Source organism: Novipirellula sp., assembly GCF_041583735.1.
GTDB lineage: Bacteria > Planctomycetota > Planctomycetia > Pirellulales > Pirellulaceae > Novipirellula.
Genome location: NZ_JBFHFD010000030.1, coordinates 1 through 22,972, shown reverse-complemented (window position 1 = coordinate 22,972; position 22,972 = coordinate 1). Strand labels below are relative to the sequence as shown.

Here is a 22,972-nt window from a genome sequence, read left to right as displayed (position 1 = left end):
GGTCGATCGTGGATTGAATGATGGGAATGTGGGGTGGCGTTGTCGTCTTTGCAAAAATCAAAGTCGGCAATGGCAACGTGACATTTTAAGCTTGCGTGTTTTGGTCACCGATTCGTTTGGCAACACTAAACGGTGTCTGCGTGTCGCGAGACAGTGAAACGATCAACTCTGCCAATAGGCCTGCGAGTAGAAACTGGGCTCCAAGTAGGACCGCAACGATGCAGTAATAAAAGATCGCTGTTTCGTGCAGATGAATATCGCGAATCGATGCACTCGCGCGGCTGATCACCCACCATGCGGACAAGCCAACGATGCCCAGGCCACCGAAGGTAAAGAACAGCATTCCCGCGGTACCAATCAGATGCAACGGGCGTCGAGAGTATCCCGTCAGGAAGTAGATCGTCATCAGATCCAGAAATCCCTTGATCAGTCGCGACACGCCATATTTCGAGCGACCGAACTTACGAGCATGATGTTCCACTTCGATCTCGCCGACTCGCCAACCTTTGGCCGCTGACAACACAGGTACAAAGCGATGCAACTCGCCGTACAGTTTGACTTCGTCAAAGATTTCGCGGCGGTACGCTTTGAATCCGCAATTGTGATCGTGCAAATGAACCCCCGTCATCCGGCTGACCAACCAATTGAATACCCGGCTGGGCAGCACTTTATGCCAAGGGTCGTGCCGTACCCGCTTCCAGCCGCTGACGACATCTTTTTGCATGTCGAGTTGATCGAGGAAACGTGGGATCTCTTTGGGATCGTCCTGTAAGTCGGCATCCATCGTGATCACAATTTCGTTCTTCGCCACTTCGAAACCTGCGGATAAAGCAGCGGCCTTGCCAAAATTGCGGCGAAGTTTGATCGCACAAACCGAGGGGTCTGTCGCTGCGATCGCTTCGATCACCTGCCATGAATCATCGTTTGAACCATCGTCGACAAAGATGATCTGACGCTCGATTTGTTCCGTCTGGCAAACCTCCGCAATGGCGGTATGCAGTGCGTTTAATGATTCGCTTTCGTCTAAAACCGGAATGACAAAGGAGACGCTGTGAACAGGCAACGGAATTCTCGATAACGGGATCACAAAGTAAACGTTCCCTGCCAAGCGGAGGGGTTAGGCTGCATGGGATGCAGGAAACAAAACGCCACTGTACCGGTTAGTGGGGGGGCTATCCATGGGACTGTGGGATGCCAGAAAACGGAGGTGTCTTTTTTTTCAGTCGACCCCGTCCGGGATCAGAGCACTTGGCGGCCTCATTTTCGTTCATTTTGGCTCGGTTTCGAGCAAGCAGTTGTTGCGTTGATCCGTATTTTTCCTGCGTCAATACCGCAAGATCAGTGAGAATCGCAGAGCAAGTCTGCGGGAGATCACGGCGGAAAGCGACCGGCACAGCAAATGCATTATCAAAATGTCGCGATTACGGTCGCCAGCCGTTTCGATTCTTCTCGCCACGGCTGTATTCACGCTCAAATTGAAAATGGGAAATGAGGCGATGGCTAATAAAAACAAACGAGTCGAGAATGCGCGAACCGAAGAGGAACGCGAAGAGTTACGAAACGAAGATCCCATCACCGGCGAAGCGGGATCGCATCCTGTGGGTACCGGTGTCGGAGCCGCGCTCGGGGGTGCTGCGACCGGTGCTGCCGCTGGCGCCGTTGCTGGTCCCATCGGCACGGTCGCAGGCGCCGTGATCGGAGGCATCGCGGGCGGTTTGGCAGGCAAGGCGGTCGCTGAAAATATCGATCCCACGGTCGAGGTGGCCTATTGGCGAGACGAGCATCAAAACCGCGAATATTACAATGACGCCTACAGCTACGACGACTACGCTCCGGCGTATCAAGCCGGCTGGGAATCGTTCGATCCGGACGTCAACGAAGACTGGGCCGATCGCGAACGAATTGCGCGTCAGCGTTGGGAGCAAGAAGGGGGCGCCCCCTTGATGCCTTGGGACGACGCCCGCCCCGCAGCCGAGGATGCCTACACTCGCGTCCGCAACCGCACGGTCAATAAGCCCCGTTAACAATAAGCCCCGCTAATAATAAGCCCCGTTAATTCGCGAGGAAGCAAGTCACTGGCGCCGTGGATCTTACACGGCGTGTCGACTCAATCGGAATTCAGATTGCAATTGTGAGCCGCGGGCCGTAAGCACCGGGGCATGCAAACACCCCGGCCGCTTACGTGTCGCGGCTCACAAATGCGTCGCTCAGTGCTTTGACGTCCCCGGCACAGCTTGAGATGCTGAATGCTTTATTTGCTCCCGCTGGCAAGATCCAAAAACACGATGCACGATGGATTGCCAACCGGAGCGTAGTGGTCGGTAAAGTCCAAACCCCCGCTGGCGCGGTCGACGCGGAACACCGCAATGTGGTCAGCGCGTTGATTGCAACAATAAAGAAAATTGCCAGCCGGATCGAACTGAAAACTTCGCGGGTAATTGCCTCGCGTCCACTCTTCGCCCACATAGCTTAGTTCGCCATCGTCGCCGACCGAGAAGATCCCGATGCTGTCGTGCAATCGATTGCCCGCATAAACAAACTTGCCATCGGCAGCAACCAAGATTTCCGAGCAAAAATTGCTGCCAGTAAACTCTGGCGGCAACGTTGAAATGGTTTGCCGTGCGGTCAACCGGCCCGTTTGCTCTTCGTAGTCGAACAACACAATCGTCGATCCTTCTTCTTGGATCGAATAGAACCAACGGCCGTTAGGGTGGAAATGGAAGTGTCGTGGTCCATCCCCCGCGGGCAATGCGATCGCCGCAGGATCATTAGGCGTAAGCTCGCCCTTTTTCGCATCAAACTTCCAGACAAAAATCTTGTCCAATCCCAAGTCCGCATGCAAGACAAAACGCCCCGATGCATCGGCTTGGACCATATGAGCATGCGTACGATCATGGCCACTGATGGCAAAACTGCCCTTCGGCGCATGCGTGGCCGTGGTCGGCCCAATTTCGCCCTCGTCGACTTTAACGTCGCTGGCGTCACCCAATGTGCCATCGTCCAAGATCGGCAGCACGGCGATGGAACCGCCAAAATAGTTGGCGACTAACACGTGTCGACCGGTCGGATCGATACTGACGTACGTCGGTCCGGCGCCGCCTGAGCGGACCGTATTGAGCATGGTCAATTGACCACTCTGGCGATCGATCGCAAAGGCACTGACGGAGCCTTGTTTGTCCGCGCCAACTCGATCGGTCTCGTTGGCCGAGTACAGCCGACTTCCATCGGCGCTGACCACCAGACTGCTGGGACTCGTTCCCATCCGGTAAGTCCCGACGGGCGTCATCGCTCCGGTGGCACGGTTGATCTGGAAAATATGAATGCCTCGGCCATTACCTGGTGGCAGGTCGACTTGCGTGGGTAACACGTCACGAAGCGGCGAACTGAACGTGCCGACGTAGGCAAACAGCGGTTTTTCCGCATCTGTGGTCTGGCCCTGCAGCGAGCGGACGAACAGCGGCAAGGCAAGAAAAACAAAGGCAAGGATTCGCTGCAAGAATCCAAAAGCGTGATTTCGTGTCGTCATGGCAAATTCGAGGTGGGTAATCGAGGCGGGTAATTTCTCGTCCGCAAACAAGCAGACGGCTGATTTTGTTAGCCGTTTTGGCGTTGGCCACAGTTTCGTCACCATCCAAGGTGTCGTACTAAATCAGCTGACTCACGAGGGGTGGGATGGGGTGGGGTCTCGAGAGCTGCCCCCTACTATAACCGATCAATTGCCGTTGATCGCGCCGCGATCATCACGTTTTGTTTATGTCGTTGAATGCTCCGCAATCATCACGTTATTTTTCAATTCTTGAGGGCCTGGCAATCCAATCAACCAATAGAATAAAGCCGTCATCGAATTGGTTGAATCCAGATTTCGCATGCGTCCTGCCCCCACTGCCCCAGCCTTAGCATCGGTTTCGCTATGACTTTCATTTTTCGCTCGTTGATCTTCGTTGCGATGTTTGCCGCCGGGCCGCAGGGACTGCTGACACAGTGGATGGATCCTCAAGCGAAGTGCAAGGCGGAGGAACTTGGCTGGGTTCAGGTTTCCGCCGACGGCAAAGGATTTTCGTTGGCCGATTCGGACGACTCCTTCATCCCCTGGGGATTCAACTACGATCACGAAGGTGACGGGCGTTTGATCGAAGATTACTGGGACGACGAATGGGGCAAAATCGAGTCAGCGTTTGGCGAGATGAAAGAACTTGGCGCGAACGTGGTTCGCATTCATCTGCAGTTTGGCAAGTTCATGGAAAGCCCGTCCACACCCGACTCACGTTCACTCAAGCAACTTGCCCGTCTTGTTGCTCTGGCGGAACAAACGGGGCTGTATCTCGATTTGACGGGACTGGGTTGCTACCACAAGCACGATGTGCCGCAGTGGTACGATAATCTGAGCGAGCAAGATCGCTGGGCGGCGCAGTCGGTGTTTTGGGAAGCGATCGCCAAGCAATGCGCTCAAAGCCCTGCCGTATTCTGTTACGACTTGATGAACGAACCGGTTGTTCCCGGCGGAAACACCGCACGCACCGATTGGCTAGGCCCAGCTTTTGGCGACAAACATTTTGTGCAATTCATCGCACTGGATCGCCAAGGCCGCGATCGCACCGAGGTTGCGCAGGCCTGGATTGGACAACTTGTTGCAGCGATCCGTCAACATGACGATCGTCATTTGATCACGGTCGGACTCGTTCCGTGGAGTCTGGATCGTCCCGGATTGACCTCGGGCTTTGTGCCCGAAACGATCGCAGCGGATCTCGACTTCCTCGCGATACATCTGTACCCAGAAAAAGGAAAAGTGGACGAGGCGATTGAAACGCTTAAAGGATTTGCTGCAGCGGGCAAACCGGTCATCATCGAAGAGCTGTTTCCGCTGAAATGTGGAGCCGACGAATTAGGCCATTTCATCGACGAATCCCGTTCTCATGCCTCGGGTTGGATCGGATTCTATTGGGGTAAAACGCCAGCGGAGATACGGCCTGCGGCCACGATTCCCGATGCGTTGACTTTGGCATGGCTCGAGTTGTTTCAGAGCAAGCGTGAATCGATCCAGGGCCCACTGTCCTTGAAATTCTTGTCCAACGGCGTGACGGCGCACCGTGGTAATTCGAGCGAGTTCGCTGAAAACACCTTGGCCGCGTTTCGCAGCGGTATCGACGTCGGTGCCGACTGGATCGAATTGGATATCCTGCGTACTCGTGATGGGCAGTTGGTGGTCATTCACGACCGAACGACGCAGCGTGTAGGCGATGCCGATCGAGTGGTTGCCGAATCGAACTATGCGGAACTCGCCGAGATCGATGTTGCGACTGATTTCAGAAAACGCAAAGGCAAGTCGCTTGCCGAATGTCCGCCCGCGAAAATGCCGCTGTTAAAAGATGTGTTGGCGATTCTGAAGTCGCAAGGGAAGACGCGAGTTTCGATCCAGCCCAAGATGGATTGTGTTGCGGATGCGGTTTCGATGGTCCGATCAATGAACGCCCAGCAATGGGTGGGATTTAATGATGGGAATCTTGAATACATGGCCGAAGTGAAACGGATCGCACCCGAGATCCCTGTGTTTTGGGATCGCGGTAGCGACAGCGATATTGACAGTGACATCATCGTTGCGAAACAGCATCAATTCGAGTCATTGGTGTTGCACCAGGATGGCATCACGCCAGAGAAAGTCGAAAAGATCCGAGCGGCGGGAATCGAGGTAGGAGCCTGGACCGTCAACGATCCCGCAACGATGCAGCGTTTATTGAAGATGGGTGTGCAGCGAATCTACACCGACCACCCAAGGCTATTGTTGTCACTTAAAGCAGGACTATGATACCAGAGTTTGGTGCTGCCCCCCTATCGTTGCCTTCGTCGCGACAGCGATGCCAATTGGAATATCGAAGCTTGCGATCTGCGATCAAATTGCGGAGAAACGGACCCCTGAATTTGCAACAGCATTGCGCGCCAGTTTGGCACGCGTGAGCGCGCCTACTTGCCTTCTAAATTGCTTAGCGATAAACTAAATACGATACGTAGAAAATCATTAGGAGGCGGGAGAGTTGGCGAGCGGCGGACAGAAACGATCAACCGAAAAATGGCGTGAGCTGGGTACGATCCAGGAGACGGTGGTGGTTGATTTGCGGCGGACCGACGACCAGTTCCAATATCATTTTGGCCGACTGTTTCGAGAATATGGGCTGACCGAACCGCAATACAACGTACTGCGGATCCTGCGCGCGGCCGAGGAACCGCTTCCCTCACTCGAAGTCGCCAATCGATTGATCTCAATCACTCCTGCGATTACCAATCTGCTCGACAAGCTAGAGAAAAAAAATCTGATCGCGCGCAAGCGATGCAATCAGGATCGGCGAGTCTGGTTTATCTCGCTGACGGCCAACGGAAGTAAATTGCTCACCAAAATGGACAAACCCGTTGCAGCTCTCCACCAAAGCGTCTGCGAAGGGATGACCGAAGCAGAGTGCAAACGGCTGATCAAATTGCTGGCCAAAGCACGTTCGTCACGAGTGATTGCCGAACAGAAACCCGCTTAGCCGTTCTTTAGAATTGAGCCCTTTGCGTCTTCGCACGACCGGGCCTCGGGCGCCCCTTGGCACGTTTGCTTGATCTCAAGCAGGTCCGGAATGGGATAAGCCGAAAAAGGTAAATAACGGTAGGTCAGAAAAGAGGAAGACATGCCGCTAACCACATCCGCGCCGGCTCTTACTTCTTCTTCTCTGACATTTTAATCAATCGTTTGCATCCGGCCGCCCTCATGCCCGGCGCCATCGGCTCGCCTCGACAAAACCCAAAACTTCCGGTTCGACAGAAAACAGAGGCGGAAGGATGAAAGGATCACTGGGACGCGAATGAACGATCGTAGAGCTTGCTGAAATCGTTGATTGCGTGGCTTTGCCGGGCTTTGAAATGAGGCGAAACGTGTCTCCCCCACCCAACCATGTAGCATTCTGCTAAACGACGGAGTACCATCTGGGGGGGGAGCGAGCGAGTGAGCGGCACCCAATGGCAATGAGGAGATGTCGGCGTTTTCTCTCAAAAGTAGGATGGTCGCGATGTGTCCTGATTTGCTTTGAGTTCGCCGTTTTGGCCAGCGGATCAAAGAGCCGCTCTGCGTAGCCCCCAAATCCTACTCACATCCTTTTGGAAGCAGGTTTGTTGATGTCCGATACAATTGATTCAGAGGACCGAATTACAGCACCATCGCGTCCCAACCCTTGGAATCCTCTGCGGTCGCTTCGCCGTTGCGGTCGGTGGTCCGTGCCAGCGGGAATCGTGCTGGCAAGCATCGTGGCCTTTGCAACGCTGCGAGTGTTTGAGCCCCATTATGTTGGGAAATCGCTGTTGGGGGCCAACAGCCAGCTTATGCCTTTTCCAGGCGTAGGTCCAACGATTCAAGACTTGGCTAAATCGGAAAAAGACATCCTGTTTAGCCCCATCGTGCTCGAACCTGTTCTCGCCGATCCGAAACTGCGAACGGCCCCCAGTCTTTCGAATCCAAAATATACCGAGGTAAATCTCCTCAAAAACCTGTCGGTCAATGAGGCTGGAACAAAATCACGAATGATGGTGTCCTACGAGGATACGGACCCCGAAGCTGCAGCGATGGTTTGTAATGCAGTCGTCGACTCCTACCTGAGACAGCGAGATACATTTGCTCATCAACGCATTATCAGCATGGAACGTGAGCTTGAACCCGAGATCCAGCGTTGGCAGCAGGAGGTTGAACGAAGGCAGATAAAGGTCCATAAGCTGAGCAAAGATTTTTCAGTTTCTGCGATAAGCCACCCGGCAACCGCCGCCGTAACCGAATCTAACTTACAGTTTCTTTCACGGCTCCGCACTCAGATCTCGGATGTGAAAACACGGATTGCGGTTCTCGATGCGCAAGCCAAAATCGACGAGCCGATTGCGGAGTCGCAATCGGACGAGGATCAATCCCAACTCGCCCCTGAACGTGCGAGCTGGGCGAAGAAAATGAAACGAAAGCGTGCCCTTCTGGCAATCGAACTTGAAGTCCTCAATAAAAAATATGATGAGGAACGATCGCAACTAGAGCGATTAGGCGGTTTCGATGCGCAGTTGCAATTTGCCAAAGCCGAACTCGAAATAGCCACCGATGTGCTGAGTAAGCTAAGTTCGAGGGCCGCAGCGGTTCGCACCGAGATTAGACAAGTCGGAACTGTGCAGCTATTGGCTGCCGCGACACCGCCACATCAGCCGCTGCATTCGCTACCGCTGAAACGCGCCGCTGCCTTTTCAGGGTTAGCATTTTTTTCGCCGCTGATGCTTGGATTTGTACTTGGGTTCAAACAGGACACCGAAGCGGACGACAGTGACGACAAGTCGACTGATGCGATCGGATGAAGCGAGCGGTTTATGATTACAAAGGTAGCTGCTGAAGAGAATGCAAATTCAAGCTGAGCGTCAGGAAAGTGCGGTTCGTTTGCCGTTACATGCTTGACTTGTCCTCTACAGCAGCGATTTCCTTTTCAATCTTTCAAACAAAGAGCAACGTCACACATGCTTGAAGCTTCCACTTCAGCAGCCCCGATTCCAGCATGGGTTCGCCCCAACCCTTGGAACCCCCTCGTATCATTTGGCCGATACTGGCAATGGTCCGTGCCTACTGGAATCGTGCTGGCAAGCATGGTGGCCATTGCGACGCTGCAATCATTCGTGCCCCGCTATCGTGCATCGCACCTATTGGAACGTAATGTAGAGTACATACTATTTCCTCAAGTTCAAAACCTAGCAGCTATTGACCTCATCAAGGAAAGGACCTTGCTGTTTAGCGCCGAGGTGCTTGATCCGATTCTCGCCGATCCGAAGGTACAAACGGCACCTAGCCTTTCGGACCCTAGCTGTGCCGAGGTCAATCTCCGTAAAAATTTGTCGATCGAATTCGCCGGAACGAATACGCGAATGATGGTTTGCTACCAGGACTTAGATCCGGACGCTGCTGCGTTGGTGTGCAACGCTGTCGTTGATTCTTACTTGAGACAGCGAGATGCGAATGAAAAAAATCGAATGGACACTTTGACACGTTGGCTTGAACCCGAGGTTCAACACTGGGAGAGCGAGGTTGAGCAACGGCGTGATGAATTGGAGAAGCTGAGCAAGATGTTGCAGGGAGTCCAGGCGAACAGGGAAGCCGAGATGTATTGGAATTCCCAATACGCTCTTATCTCGCAGCTTCTGCCTCGAACAAGTGAAACAACTGTTCAGATCGCGTTACTAAATGCTCGACTTCACCAAAATGAACACCTTATCAAAATGAAATCAACAGAGGTGGATTCCCTGGCTGACCCAATGCGTGGGCGATTGGCGAAGGAAATAGAACGAGAGCGTGATCTTCTGGTAGTCGAACTGCAGGACTTGAATAAGAAAATCGCAGACGAGCAGTCCCGGTTGGAGCGACAGGGGCATCCTAGGCAATATTTGCATACTGCAGCCGACAAACTTCAAACAGCCACGGGTGTGCTAAAGAAGCTGAGGTCGAAGGTCGCATGGATTCGCATTGTAAATTTTCGCCCAAGCTTGGTAACAATGGCTGCCGCAACTCCGCCGCGCCAACCGATCAACTCGCCGCTGACACGCATCGCGACTTCTTCAGGTGTCGCATTTCTTTCGCCGCTGATGCTTGGATTTCTGCTGGGGTTCAAACGGGATACCGAAAACAGCCACAACGAAGCAGGTAGGCAGAATTGATTGGGTGAAATCCTATTAGCAGCTTGCGCGATAGCCCCGGTTGAACGTGGCTAGCGCCAAAGCGGCTAATAAACCGAACGACTCCTGCCTAACTGCTTAGCCTGATGAGGTCAGACAAGAGGAACGGCGAGGTGTCCGCTCTCATGGCTCCGTCATTCAACCATGGCAACCGTTGGCAGAGCCGCTTTCTGCAATCGTCGTTTTGCGACTGAGGAAGTCGGCACGTGTGTGTCACCGGTGATTGCGGACGAAGAACACGTTTGACCATTCTTCTCTTTTGGCCCAATATTCGGCAGCCGGAAGCCTGATGTTGCGTCAGGACCAAGAAATAGGGGGGCGGGTGGACGAGGCTACGAGTTCCTGGAATACGTAGCACTGCAGGACTCGTGACCCCTCGCCCACTACGCGAAACCCAAAACTTAAAAAAGAGTCGAAGTACTGGGAACGAACCCGAATGCGGTCACGCTCGGCGAGTAACGTCGAATTTACCCTAGTACACCTACACACCATTAGAAGAACCAAGATGACCAGTCTGAAAGAACAAACCGACGCACAGTTTGCGAAAACGCGTCAAGCTAAGCCCGAGTTCGCCCACCAGATCGACGAACTTCTCGCGAAGGCTCGTGAGTTCCAAGAAGGAGGCAAGGCGATCGCTGTGGGACAACCGGCACCCGAATTTTCGTTGCCGAATCCGCAGGGCGAAACGGTTGCTCTTTCCGCATTGCTTGCCGATGGCCCGGCGGTGGTGATGTTTTACCGAGGAAGCTGGTGCCCGTACTGCAATCTGCAATTGCGGGCGATGCAGGCTCGGTTGCCAGAGATTCGCGAGCTCGGCGCGCAATTGGTTGCAATCAGTCCTCAGATGCCCGACGAGTCGTTGACTCAGACAGAACGAGACGCCCTCGAGTTCACGGTGCTTTCGGACCAAGACGCTCGTGTTGCCGCGACATATGGTGTGGCATGGAAGGTTCCCGAGTTGATTCTCGAGCACATGCGAAACGACCGCGGTCTCGACTTGTCAGCGATTAACAACGGCAACGGTAGTGTCTTGCCAATCCCAGCCACCTTCGTGCTCTCACGTGACGGCGTTGTGGCTTGGCGATACGTCAATGTCGACTACCGTACTCGCGCGGAACCCGATGATGTGATCGCGGCGCTGAAGGACTTAAGCAGTTAGGCAGGTGTCTTTCAGCATATTAGCCGTTTTGGCGCTAGCGGGCCGTTGAGTCAATCGATATCCAAATCGCAGTCGTGAGCCGTGGGCCGTAAGGCACCGGGTAATGCGTGGGACCCGGCCGCTCACGCGCGAGCAGCTCACTAATTCAACAGTCCGCTAGCCACGGTTCCAACGTTCAACAGGGGCTAGCGCTAGTCCGCTAAAACTTTGGTATTGACGTCGGATATTGGAGGTGATTTTTTTCTTCCGGCCGATAGTGCTGTTACCTCTCCCTCAACGAAGTTGGTGGAGAGGTCGCAGAAAGGCAGCGCAACCAAAAATCACAACAAGCCCAAAGTTTTAGCGGTCCAAGCTAGCGACCAAGCGGCTAACGGGAATTCACCCAACGATTCCTGGCTACCTGCTTAACGTAATGCGAGAAAAGTAAAGAAACAAACGCGGGAAGAGACGCTGATTGTGGAACGGCGGCGTGATTTCGACCAGAATGGCGTGCCGCCTTAACGCTCTCCCACCGCATCCATGCCTCTCAAAACTTCCCAATGAATCACAACCGTCGTCACTTCCTAGCCCAATCCGCTGCTGCCGCAATCGGCGTTTCTTCCATCGCGAGTCTCGATGCTGCTTTTGCTGGCGACAGCAACCCCAAACGCATCCTGCTTCGCTCGTCGTGGCAGACCGTGAATATCGGCGATATCGCGCACACCCCTGGATTGCTGAGCATCCTGGAAACCTATCTGCCGGATGCCGAGATCATTCTCTATCCCAGCAACGTTGATAACGGCGTCGATGAGCTGCTTCGATCGCGATTTCCGAAACTAAAGATCGCCAAAAAGGGATCTCCGGAACTCGCCGAAGCTTACCAATCATGCGACTTCATGCTGCACGGCTCCGGTGCGTCGCTTGTCGCCGAGAGGGACATTCGTCAGTGGCGGGACGAAACGGGCAAGCCGTACGGCATCTACGGCATCACGCTTCCACCGAAAATGTCTCATGCCACCACCGCGACTTCTGCTGACTCACTAAGCGAAACCGTCGATGTACTTAGCGGGGCAAGCTTTGTCTATTTTCGCGATTCAAAATCGCTTGCGTTTGCGAAACAACTTGGGGTAAAAAGTCCCGTGATGGAGTTTGGACCCGACGCGGCCTTCGCCTGTGATCTGCGAGATGACGAGAAAGCGGAAGCGTTCTTGCAGGAACACGATCTTCAAACCGGCAAGTTTTTGTGTTGCATTCCACGGCTTCGCTACACTCCGTACTGGACGATCAAAGAGAACGCGAAATTTGATCATGAAAAACACCGACGCAACGAAATGATGAAGGAGCACGATCATGTTCTGCTTCGCGAGGCGATCATCGAAGTTGTCAAGCAAACCGATTTGAAGGTGCTGGTGTGCCCGGAGGACCGCACGCAGATGCAGATCGGCAAAGAAATGATCTTTGACAAGTTACCGGCGGAGGTTTTACCGCAGGTCGCGTGGCGACCGGACTATTGGTTGACTGGCGAAGCGATCAGCACGTATGTCCGCAGTGCGGGATTGTTTGGTAACGAGATGCATTCTCCGATCATGTGTGTCGGACACGGAGTCCCCGCGATCGTTTGCCGCTTTGACGAACAGACCAGTAAGGGCTTGATGTGGGAAGACATTGGGTTGGGCGATTGGTTGTTCGACCTCGATGACGAATCACGCCGTCAACAGCTTGTCGCTACCGTTTTGAGAATGGCCAAAGATCCCGCAGCGGCAAAGGACAAGGCAGCGAAGGCACGCAGGTTCGTTGAAAAACGACAGCGTGAAACGATGCAGCAGTTGAGGAGCGAGTTGGGCTAACGCGGGTACTGGAGAGGCGTGGACGAAACTTTTGGCAAGTTTCGCAACGTCGGAGAGCGTTCCGCGGGATGGGGCTGCGTGTGCGTTGCGGAAGTGGTTATGATGCATGAACTTGTTCCCTCCATGACAACGCCTTCCTACCGCTTTCGGGTCCGATGAAAACAACGGCATCGCTGCTCTCCGCCGCTTTCTTATGTTCCTTGCTGTACTACACAATTGGCAGTGGTAGCCTAGCGGGCGAAGAAACAGCGTCCTCGACCAAACCTACGCGTCCTGCGTCGCCTCCTCCGCTGCTGATCCAAACGCCCCCGCAAGACTCGCAATCGCATCTTCACAACCTATTTCAATTGACCGAGCGGATTTACTCGGGAGCGCAGCCGGACGATGACGCCGCCTTCGTCGAGATCGCTAAATTGGGCGTTCGCACCGTGGTCAGCGTCGATGGAGCTCGGCCGGACGTGGCGGCGGCGAAGCGGGCGGGTTTACGTTACGTGCATATCCCAATCGGCTACGATGGGCTGGATCAAGCCGCAGGCGAATCGATTGTCAATCTCATTAAAAACGCCGAGGGCCCGTTCTACATCCATTGTCATCACGGCAAACATCGCGGCCCCACGGCGGCAGCCATCGCGTGTATTGCGGATGGGTCTGCCGACCACGAATCGGCCATGCATATTTTGGAAAAGGCAGGCACCAGCAAACATTACCCCGGTTTGTGGCGCGACGTCAAATCCTTCGAAATGCCTGCCAACGACAAACCACTGCCCCCGCTCGTTCCGATCGCTCCGATCAATTCGATGGCTTCACTGATGGTGGCAATCGATCAAGCCAACGAACACCTCCATTCGTTTGCCGATGAGGACTGGGCACTTTTGGAATCGCATCCTGATTTACGTCCCACAGGCGAAGCAACCCTGCTTCGCGAAGGTTTCCGAGAAGCGGTGCGTCTGAGATCGTCATCCAAAACCAACGATCGAGCCAGCGACGACGACGCCTACTGGAATCAAATGATTGCCGCTGAAGAAGTCGCAGCGAAGCTCGAAGACGCGATTCGAAGTAATGACCACGCATCGGCGAATCGACACCTTGATCAAATGGGCACTTTGTGCACAAAGTGTCACGAACAATACCGTAATTGACAGTTGACGCTGTTCGCGTTCGTGACGCGACCCCAAGATCAACGACTTTGGTAGCGGCACGGCGCGAGCCGTCCGGTTACCGCGTGAAAGAAGTTCGATTTCGACCAGGTGGCTTGCGCCGCGTCGCTAAAAAAACGCCTGCTATCTCCGCCGAAACAAGTTTGGACGGAAGACTTTTTCACGACCTGAAACCTCCGTCAGTCCACGCCGCTGGGGGCGTGGACTGTAACGATGCTCCGAATACTTTAGTTCGACGCCGCTGCGGTGGCGGGCAATTCACGAATCGAAACGTCTCGGAATTCAACGGGATCGCTGTGACCAGCGAAACCGAAGTAACCGGACTTGCGATCCTTGCCAGGGTGCGGTCGGTCGGCCAAGAATTCAGTGACCTCCGCGACATCGCCGTCCAAAATCACGTTGCCGTTTAGTTCCACTTTGATTCGGCTACCATTGACGGTCACTTCTTGGAAATTCCACTGGCCGGTTTCTCGCAAATAACCTCGTTTTGCTGCGATCATTCCATAAGCGCTGCCGTGATATTGACGTGGGTCAAGCTTGGCGTACTTAGGGTGTTCTGAATCAAGAACCTGCAACTCGGTCATCGCTTGGTAGGCCGCATCGCCGGAAAGCGGCGAGCGAATTGCCAGTCCGTTATTTCCACCGGGTGGCAGACGGAATTCAACGCGAGCGACGAAGTTGCTGTACTCGTCCTCGGTCAACAACAAACCACCGTGGCCGGCTTTGCAGCGAATAGCACCATCGACAACTTCGTAGTTATCCACGGCTCCTTGCCATCCGTCCAAATTTTCGCCGTTAAACAGCGACTTGAAAGAGTCGTTCTCGTGACGGCTGAGGATTTCGTTTGCTTCGTCGCCACTAAACTCGCGAATGAACAAATTTCGCCAACGGATTTCGCCGCCATGGGTTTGCAATTGAATGGGCCCCTCAACCGCGAGCGGCGACTTGCGATCCCAATAGTTTTCCATGATTGCGTTATCAACGACCTTTTCGCCATTGAGCCAAACGCTGGTGCGAGCACCAATTTGGCGAATTTTGAACGCATTCCACTCGCCGAATGGCTTGTCCGCCAACTTGGCCGGATCTTTGCCGGGGGCGCCGGCGCTGTTGTTCCAAAGTCCACCGCTGCCGAGTCCGGCACCGATTTTGAATTTCGCTTCTTCGGTCGAATCCCAGATTTGAACTTGAGGCGTGCCCTTTAGGTAGATGCCGCTATCGGCACGAGGCACGGTTTTGTATTCGAGCAACAATTCGTAGTCACGAAAATTGTCGTTGGTGGTCAGGTAGGGGCCCTTGCCGTCGTTAACCAATTCGCCGTTTTCGATCGTCCAGTGCTGTTCGGCTTCCGCCATCCACTGCGATTGCTTTGCGTCTCGCTCCTCGGCGGGCATGTTGGCCAGTTCGGTGGGATTGAAGTGAGGACGAGCTTGCCATCCGTCGAGGGTTTTGCCGTCAAAGATTGCACGATAGCCTTCCGGAGGGGCTTCGGCTCGAACAACGCCATTTGCACACAGAGCGAGCAAGGTCAAGGTAAGCGAGGCAAACGTTCTTTTCATGGGTGGGGTCCTGGGAGGGAAATTTAAGGCTGGAAGCCAACAGTCTAGTTCAAAGGCACTGAAAAATGTTGCACGGATGTCTTGGAAGCATTGAAGATTTCCAATGCGTGGGATTTGCAACGATCACGAACCACAGCAGGATGTAAACGGCAAGGTCAATAGACTTTGCGGGAACGAAAAAGATCGCTCTTCACCGAGCGAGTTTTTTTTCACCGAGCGAGTTTAACGAGAATCACTCTGCTGCAAACCAGCGTAAGAACGGGGGCGCAATGATGGCCCTAGCGACCGACTAAGGACGCCAGCTTGTCTTTTGCAGCCCCAGAATCGATCGTTTCAGCAGCCTTCTTGACCCCATCGCGGATGTCACTCGCGACGCCCACCAACACCAGTGCTGCGGCGGCCCCCGCCAGCACGGCATCGCGGCACGGCCCGGATTCACCGTGAAAGACCCGGCGAATAATTTCGGCACTTTCGTTCGGATTTGCTGCTGCCAAAGCGTCTCGGGTCGCTGGTTGCAGCCCAAAATCAGCGGGGGTCCAATCGTAGGTTTTGTTTTCGGACGCTTGCACGTCAATGACATGCGTCGCTCCGTCGAGCGAGACTTCGTCTTGTCCATCGGCGGCGTGTACCACAAACGAACGGGTGGTCCCCAGGGCTCCGATGGCGTCAGCCACCATGGTTTGGGTTTCGGGGGTCGAGGTCCCAAGCAACTGGTGGGTCGCCCCGGCGGGGTTACAGAGGGGGCCGAGCAAGTTAAATAAGGTTTTCACGCCCAGTTGACGCCGCACTCCGATCACATGCCGCATCGCCGGATGCAACTTGGCGGCAAAGCAGAAACAAATACCATCACGATCAAGCCGCTGTGCGACCGACTCGGCATCAGATTCGATCGGAACGCCTAAGACTTCGAGCACGTCGGCCGACCCGGTCAAACTTGTCGCGCGACGATTCCCATGTTTCGCAACAGCCACCCCTGCTGCGGCTGCCACAATCGCCACGGCGGTGCTGATATTGAACGTCCCGCTGCCGCTGCCGCCCGTCCCACAGGTGTCCAGTAGCACGCGATGCGAATGAGGAATTTGCGTCATGTGTCGACGCATTGCACGCGAAGCCCCGACCAGCTCGCTGACCGATTCCCCTTTTTCCTTCAGTGCAAGCAATAAATTTGCGACATCGCGTTCCTCGGCCTCACCACGCAGCATCGCGTCAATCAAATCACTGGTTTGGTTTTCGTCCAAATCGGTCCCGGAATTGGCTTGTACGATTGCGGCCTGAAAAAGTGATGCCATAGCGAAATCTGAGGGTTCAACTAGAAAGGAGGGAGGGAAGAGAATTCGAGTTAGGTCAAGTTTATACTGGGTTTAATCGCCATGATACGATATCCTTTTCGCTGATGCTGCGACGCCCCCCTTGCTCACGCCACGTTATTGAAACCAAAGAATTTTCATGACACGCAAAATCATTATCGATTGTGACCCCGGTATCGATGACGCCACGGCATTGTGTATGGCACTTTTCGACCCGAGGTTAGAGGTGTTGGCGATCACTGCAACTGCGGGCACAGTCGATGCCGATCAAGCCACGTCCAACGTAATCGCAGTGCTCCAGCAGCTTGACCCCACCAAATATCCGCGGATCGGCAAAGCCGGCCGTCCCGAAGATGCGCCGGTTGTCGATGATCGCCATCTCAACGGCAATGACGGCCTAGGCGATTGCAACTTTCCCGAATCGGCGCGTCAACATTTGCCGGCAAGCGAAAAAGTGATCGCCGAGCTCGCTCGCAAATACCCCAACGAAGTGACGGTGGTGTGTTTGGGACCGACGACGAACATCGCTCGCGTTTGTCGCCGAGATCCGGCAGTATTGCCCCTGTTAGACAAAATCGTGATTGGCGGCGGATCGGTCTCGCATTCGGGCAATGTGACTGCGTCGGCCGAATTCAACATGTACTTTGATCCGGCGGCGGCCCAAGACGTCTTCGAATCCGCCACCACCAAGAGCTTGATTCCGCTTGATATCACCGATGCGATGAGTTTCGGGGTGGATCTGCTGGAAAAATTACCCGCACGCTACTCCCGCGCCGGAAACTTGTTACACAAACTAATCCCCTTTGCGTTTCGTGCCGCGCACCAATTGCTTGGACGCGAACTGATCCCACTGTACGATGCCACCACGATCCTATCGCTGATCGAGCCCGATCTTTTCACCTGGAAATCGATGGCAGGAAAAGTGGAAACCAACGGCGAATTGACCCGCGGCGTCACCGTGTTCGATCAACGTCTGCGACCGGAATGGCCCATCAACATGGAAGTCGCGGTGGATGTCGATGCGGACGAAGCTCATGAAATGATCATTCGTAGTTTGCGTTACGCGGGGCAGCAAACGTAACGGACCTGCCGCACGCTCGACAATTTCCAAGACGCAAAAATCGTATCAGAGAGCGCAAAAATGGAACACGTGGGGGTTCCGAAACCATTATAATCATCGAGCCAGAGTTTCCCCTCTTTTCACTCGATTGCAATCTTATCTTCATGCCTAGTGCGAAACCCTCTTCGGCGCAACCGGTCGTGCGCAGCCGGTTGCTTCCTCGCATCTCTTTCCGCTTTGTTTTCGCAATCACCACCTTGGCGGCGGTGATCGCGGCAGTGGCCCGTCAAGCCGGAAGCGGCGGCGCCTTGGCAACCGCGGCAATCCTTGGTTTAGCCGTTCCGCTGCTCTGTTTTGCCTTGTTTGCCCTGACATTTCTATTTGCATGGGCCGTATCGTCGCTGTGGTTCCACGCCGAAGATGAACAAACGCTAAAAGGCAGCCCGTTTGCCGCGGGCCAATTGCCTCCGCAAATCATGCCGCCACGGGAGCACAACGCATGATCTGCACCCACCGATCCTGGTTCACTGTTTCCCCAATCACGACACTGTCCCCAATCACGACGCTGATGCGATTTATTGCGTTGCGGATCACGATCGTCTGTGTTGCAGCGATCGTTTTGGTTTCGCCTGCGCAAGCCGATGACACACAACGCGATGACAATCAATCGGATGCGTCCCAAACAAGCTCAACGACAATCCCCCCCTCAAGCAACACGAATCCGACTTTGTTGCTTGACCCGTTGTTGCCGCCGACCAGCGGAACGCTGCGATTGCCAACGACCAAAGCCAATACGCTCGGCTTCACTTTGCACATCGAACTAGCGAAACAGCCCTCCTCAGGCAGCGTTCCCGTCAACATTATCGCTCGTTCGACCAGTACATTTGCGGCGGACCGTCGATTGACGATCCGTTTTCGCTCGGACCCTGACGGGCAATTACCGCCCACCAATGGGTTGATCATCGATGTACCACTGTTACTTCCTCAGGGAGCGACGTCGGCACGTGTCACTCGCTACCTGCCAAAATTTTCGGCGGGCTACCAGTATCAACTCGCGGTCTACGAGCAGGGCAGACCGCTAGAGGATTGCGTGGCAAAAATTGGTGCTGCGGATACCGATTTTTACAGCAATGAACAACACCTGAACTGGTTGTTGATCACCGATAGTGACGTGGTCGATTACGCCGCGCTTCCCGATCTGCGCGGGCTTATTTACCACGACCCTCAATTCACCGCATCGTCGTATCGCGGCACCGTTGGAGCTCCCCGCGACGATCCTCGTTTTTATGAATCGGTGTTTTCAAACGGTCCCCACGGCGTGGCGGGGCAATCCGATTTGCCCACCGATTGGCGAGGTTACCAACACTATGATTTGATCATCGTCGATCCATCCGCCGTGAAAACCGCGATGGAAAACGGTAAATATAAAGCGATTCAGCAATGGGTGCTCAACGGCGGGTCGATTGCACTTTACGATTCCGCATCGGAGCAATCCTTTGTGGACGTGCTCGAATTGACCGCCGAGCGTCCTAAGTCGTTGGCATTAAACTTCATCACTCCCGAAAGCGTGTTCGACGAAAATATTCGCAGACCTGTGGATGAAAGCTGGAACCAAAAAATTTGGTTACGTCCACTAGGTGCGGGAATCGCTTTTGGATTGCGGAAATTGGATGACGAAGAATTTCCCAGCGCGCGGCAATGGTGGGTGGTCGAACACACGCTTGGACATCGCATTTCACCGATGTTGCGTCGTGGAGTCGACCCGATTCTCGGCGACCGGCGTTTCGGTCGCTGGTTAATTCCCGGTGTCGCCCAACCGCCGGTGTATACGTTTATGGGACTGCTTGCCTTGTTTGTCATCTTGGTCGGCCCGGTTGCCTACCGCAGCACCGCGAAACGAGGCCGCACCTATTTGATGTTTTTGATTGCACCTGTGTTGGCAATCGTGACCACCGCATTGATGTTCACTTACGGCATCCTGTCGGATGGGTTTGGAACATCGGCGCGGATCCGTCAATTGACTTGGGTCGATGGCGTTTCGGGCAACGCGGGTGAACGAGTCCAATCGACTTATTTTGCCGGACTGAGACCGACCGAAGGTTTGTCATTTGCAGGCGATGCCGAAGTGATGCGTTACAGCGACGGTAGCGCCGGGTCGTGGGAGGAACTGACCGAGCGAAGCCCCGCGATCCTTGGAAACATTCGTCTTGAATCGGATCAACAAGTCTTTGACAGTGCGTTCCTGCCGTCACGTCAACAGCGTCAATTCATTGTCCACCAACCTCGCGAGCAGATCGGGACGCTGTCCATCGCAACCGAGAAACTCGATCCGTTTTCCCCGTCCGCCACGATCACCAATCGCTTTGACTTTGCACTGCGTCAATGCATCCTCCGCGACACGGACGGCGATTACTGGTTCGCCGACCACGTTCCCAGCGACAGCGAGAAGGTTCACTGTATCGCGATTACGCGAGCGCAATCTTCGAAACTGATCGGCGACTTGTACAACCAATTTCGACCAATGGAGGAGGACTTGTATCGTTCGCCGCAACGCAGTTTTCGGCGGACGACGCGGGACTTGATCATCACTATCAGCGAACAAATTAAACATCAATCGATGTCGCAAACCGACGTGCTGTCGGGCTCCTTCGAACATTGGTTGAATCAACGGATGCAATTGGAAGGAGAAATTCCGCATGATCATTTCGTGGCTGTCTCGGACGTCAGCAGCGACGTGGTCTTGGTCTCGGGAACCGAACTTGTCGATAGCGTCCGTTTCGTGTTTGGAACACTCAAATGAATACAACTCCCTCGTTTGCGATCCCCGGTTCCGGCGCAAACGGTAATTTGACATCGGCATCCAACGCGTCCGGCGGGGTGCATCACGGCGAGACCGATTGTATCGAACTGCGTCGACTGCATCGTTTTTTCGGGAAAACGAAAGCGGTCAATGACATTTCGTTCGCGGTGGCTCGCGGCCATGTCTTTGGTTATATCGGCCCCAATGGCGCAGGCAAAACCACGTCGATGCGGATTTTGGCCACGCTTGATTTACCGAGTTACGGAGACGCGTTCGTCGATGGGTTTTCCGTCGTCAACGATCCAGAACTGGTCCGTCGACGACTTGGTTTTATGCCCGATTCGTTTGGCACTTACCGTGATGTCAATTGCAAAGAGTATCTCGATTTTTTTGCCCGGGCCAACGGACTGGTGGGGCGTGAACGGAACCAACGCCTTGACTGGGTGCTCGACTTTACCGGCACCAAAGGGATGGCTGAAAAACCGATTCGCGGCTTGAGCAAAGGCATGAAACAACGTCTCTGTCTGGGACGCGCGCTGATTCACGATCCCTCCGTGATGATTCTGGACGAACCCGCCGCAGGACTTGACCCGCGTGCTCGCATCGAGCTTCGCAAAATGATTCGTGAGCTAGCCGATCGAGGCAAAACGGTGCTGATCAGTAGCCATATCTTGACCGAGCTAGCCGAAATGTGCGACTCCGTTGGCATCATCGAACAGGGGTCACTACTGGCAACCGGCAGCGTGGAACAGATTCAACGGCAACGGGAAACGCATCGCGAATTGTCGATCCGTTTGCTTGATCGAGTCAACGAATGTGCAGACGAGATCTCGACACTCCCAAGCGTTGAAAAAATGATCATTGACGGTGAATGTTTGCGATTCGAATTTGAAGGAGACGCCGCAGACCAGTCCGACTTGGTCGCCTGGATCGTTAGTCGCGGGTATCGCGTGGTCGAAGTCGCGTCCCACAAAAAGAGTCTCGAAGATGTTTTCTTGCAGGTCACCGAAGGGTTGGTTCAATGAGTGGAAGTGTATCCATCCCCACCGCTTCGCTGTCCAAGATGAACGCAGCAAATCGCTGGGATCGGTTTGATGATTGGTGTGAAAAAATGGGGGATCGGCTTAATCCGATCCTGGTCAAAGAGACTCGCCAAGCACTGAAGAGTCGCCAATTTGTCGTCACGTTTTCGGTGTTGCTTTTTGCCGCGTTTGCCTGGACCGTCGTCGGCAGTTTGTCGCAAATGCCACAAATCTACACGACTCCCTCAGCCGCACGTTTGATGATTGGCTACTACGTGGTGCTGGCGATCCCGATGTTGTTGGTCGTACCGCTCGCCGCGTATCGCTCCTTAGAAGGCGAAATTGACGACGGCACGCTTGAGCTGCTATCGATCACGGCGCTGAGCCCTTGGCAAATCGTGCTGGGAAAACTCGCCAGCGCGTCGCTGCAAATGATGATCTATTTTGTGGCCTTGTTCCCATGCATGGCGTATGCCTACACGCTTCGTGGCGTCGATTTGCCGACAACGCTGATCATCATCGCGGCGCTGTTGGTGGCCGGATTGGTTTTAACCGTAGCGGCGCTGTTCCTTGCTCCGTTGGCACAAAGCCGGACCGGTCGTATCGCCACGCTGCTGATGTTGATGATGATCTTGCTGTTCGCCGAATATACGATCGGCTATCTCGTGATCGATCTGATCCTCAATGGCAATGCGCTGACGAGTGACTGGATCTTTTTCCTTTGCACCTCGACGCTGCTGGTGTCATTATCGGCAGGCCACTTGATGCTGACCGCAACGGCGGCGCAGTTAACCCCCGAGAGCGAAAATCGCTCGACACACCTTCGCATTTCGATGATGGTGTTGTCGATGATCTTGGTGGCAATCGGGGCCTATGCGATCAGGGGACTTGATCAGAGCGGAAACGTTTTCATTTTGATTGCGGTCGTATTGGCGATCTTGTGGACTGTATTCGGAAGCATGCTGGCGGCAGAATCCCCCGTGATGACTCCGAGGATTCGACGCGAGTTACCGCAAAGTTTTATCGCACGGGTGGCGTTGACTTGGCTGACCCCAGGCCCGGCAACTGGATTGGTGTTCGCAACGGTTAATATCGTGGTGTTGACCGGGTTTGTGGTGTTTGGCGTTTTTGAATACCGCCAACAACCGGCAAGCTTTCGCGCGTCCGACCTACAATCGCTATTTCGACTCAGCATTTTGTTCTCGAGTTATTTAGTGGCCGGTTTGATTGCTGTCCGCTGGATCGTCGCGTTGGTGCGAATCAACAACCATCCACGCGTCGAAATTGGACTCGCCGCGATGGTCACGGTACTCGTGTTAGCCGCGTTGGTGCCCTATTCGATCGGTTTGCACCTGAACGACTATCGAAACT

Annotated in this window: 17 protein-coding genes; 13 read left to right on the top strand and 4 right to left on the bottom strand. The window is 54.3% G+C overall.

Annotated elements, in window-relative coordinates:
• Positions 1–85 precede the first annotated feature (85 nt).
• Positions 86–1,063, bottom strand: a complete 978-nt coding sequence (locus ABX962_RS04405) for a glycosyltransferase family 2 protein (RefSeq protein WP_372716992.1) — start codon at positions 1,061–1,063, stop codon at positions 86–88.
• A gap of 433 nt (positions 1,064–1,496) precedes the next feature.
• Between ABX962_RS04405 and ABX962_RS04400 the strand changes: the two genes are divergently transcribed.
• Complete coding sequence (locus ABX962_RS04400) at positions 1,497–2,024, top strand: hypothetical protein (RefSeq protein ID WP_372716990.1); 528 nt, start codon at positions 1,497–1,499, stop codon at positions 2,022–2,024.
• Positions 2,025–2,251: 227 nt separating this feature from the next.
• Here the strand turns inward: ABX962_RS04400 and ABX962_RS04395 are convergent, their stop codons facing one another.
• Complete coding sequence (locus tag ABX962_RS04395; protein WP_372716988.1) at positions 2,252–3,526, bottom strand: lactonase family protein; 1,275 nt, start codon at positions 3,524–3,526, stop codon at positions 2,252–2,254.
• 384 nt (positions 3,527–3,910) lie between these two features.
• Here ABX962_RS04395 and ABX962_RS04390 point away from each other — a divergent pair, with 384 nt between their 5' ends.
• The 7 genes from ABX962_RS04390 (at position 3,911) to ABX962_RS04360 (ending at position 13,838) form a co-directional block, all read left to right on the top strand.
• Positions 3,911–5,803: a glycerophosphodiester phosphodiesterase family protein gene (locus tag ABX962_RS04390; protein ID WP_372716986.1), complete on the top strand. Its 1,893-nt coding sequence runs from the start codon at positions 3,911–3,913 to the stop codon at positions 5,801–5,803.
• Positions 5,804–6,029: 226 nt separating this feature from the next.
• The gene (locus ABX962_RS04385; RefSeq protein WP_372716984.1) at positions 6,030–6,521 is read left to right on the top strand and encodes a MarR family winged helix-turn-helix transcriptional regulator; all 492 of its coding nucleotides are present in this window, start codon (positions 6,030–6,032) and stop codon (positions 6,519–6,521) included.
• An 865-nt stretch (positions 6,522–7,386) separates the two neighbouring features.
• A complete protein-coding gene (locus ABX962_RS04380; protein ID WP_372716983.1) occupies positions 7,387–8,352 on the top strand; it encodes a hypothetical protein in 966 nt (321 codons plus the stop codon).
• Between the two features lie 156 nt (positions 8,353–8,508).
• A complete protein-coding gene (locus ABX962_RS04375; protein WP_372716981.1) occupies positions 8,509–9,696 on the top strand; it encodes a hypothetical protein in 1,188 nt (395 codons plus the stop codon).
• Positions 9,697–10,219: 523 nt separating this feature from the next.
• Positions 10,220–10,873: a peroxiredoxin-like family protein gene (locus ABX962_RS04370; protein ID WP_372716979.1), complete on the top strand. Its 654-nt coding sequence runs from the start codon at positions 10,220–10,222 to the stop codon at positions 10,871–10,873.
• Positions 10,874–11,412: 539 nt separating this feature from the next.
• Positions 11,413–12,699, top strand: coding sequence for a polysaccharide pyruvyl transferase family protein (locus ABX962_RS04365; protein WP_372716978.1), 1,287 nt, complete (start codon positions 11,413–11,415; stop codon positions 12,697–12,699).
• A 155-nt stretch (positions 12,700–12,854) separates the two neighbouring features.
• The gene (locus ABX962_RS04360) at positions 12,855–13,838 is read left to right on the top strand and encodes a hypothetical protein (protein WP_372716976.1); all 984 of its coding nucleotides are present in this window, start codon (positions 12,855–12,857) and stop codon (positions 13,836–13,838) included.
• A gap of 245 nt (positions 13,839–14,083) precedes the next feature.
• On the opposite strand, the gene ABX962_RS04355 is transcribed toward ABX962_RS04360, so the two are convergent.
• Positions 14,084–15,412, bottom strand: coding sequence for a DUF1080 domain-containing protein (locus ABX962_RS04355; protein ID WP_372716974.1), 1,329 nt, complete (start codon positions 15,410–15,412; stop codon positions 14,084–14,086).
• Positions 15,413–15,690: 278 nt separating this feature from the next.
• The gene (gene trpD / locus ABX962_RS04350; RefSeq protein WP_372716973.1) at positions 15,691–16,701 is read right to left on the bottom strand and encodes an anthranilate phosphoribosyltransferase; all 1,011 of its coding nucleotides are present in this window, start codon (positions 16,699–16,701) and stop codon (positions 15,691–15,693) included.
• Positions 16,702–16,858: 157 nt separating this feature from the next.
• Here trpD and ABX962_RS04345 point away from each other — a divergent pair, with 157 nt between their 5' ends.
• The 5 genes from ABX962_RS04345 to ABX962_RS04325 all read left to right on the top strand — a co-directional run.
• Positions 16,859–17,800, top strand: coding sequence for a nucleoside hydrolase (locus ABX962_RS04345; RefSeq protein ID WP_372716971.1), 942 nt, complete (start codon positions 16,859–16,861; stop codon positions 17,798–17,800).
• Between the two features lie 143 nt (positions 17,801–17,943).
• Positions 17,944–18,282, top strand: a complete 339-nt coding sequence (locus ABX962_RS04340) for a hypothetical protein (RefSeq protein WP_339945023.1) — start codon at positions 17,944–17,946, stop codon at positions 18,280–18,282.
• 65 nt (positions 18,283–18,347) lie between these two features.
• On the top strand, positions 18,348–20,579 hold the full coding sequence (locus ABX962_RS04335; protein ID WP_372716969.1) for a hypothetical protein: 2,232 nt from the start codon (positions 18,348–18,350) through the stop codon (positions 20,577–20,579).
• Positions 20,576–21,604 carry an ATP-binding cassette domain-containing protein gene (locus tag ABX962_RS04330; protein ID WP_372716967.1) on the top strand — a complete coding sequence of 343 codons (1,029 nt, stop codon included), beginning with the start codon at positions 20,576–20,578 and terminating at the stop codon, positions 21,602–21,604. The genes ABX962_RS04335 and ABX962_RS04330 overlap by 4 nt, the downstream gene beginning before the upstream one ends.
• A partial coding sequence (locus ABX962_RS04325; protein ID WP_372716965.1) for an ABC transporter permease occupies positions 21,601–22,972 on the top strand: 1,372 nt, incomplete at its 3' end. The genes ABX962_RS04330 and ABX962_RS04325, both read left to right, overlap by 4 nt.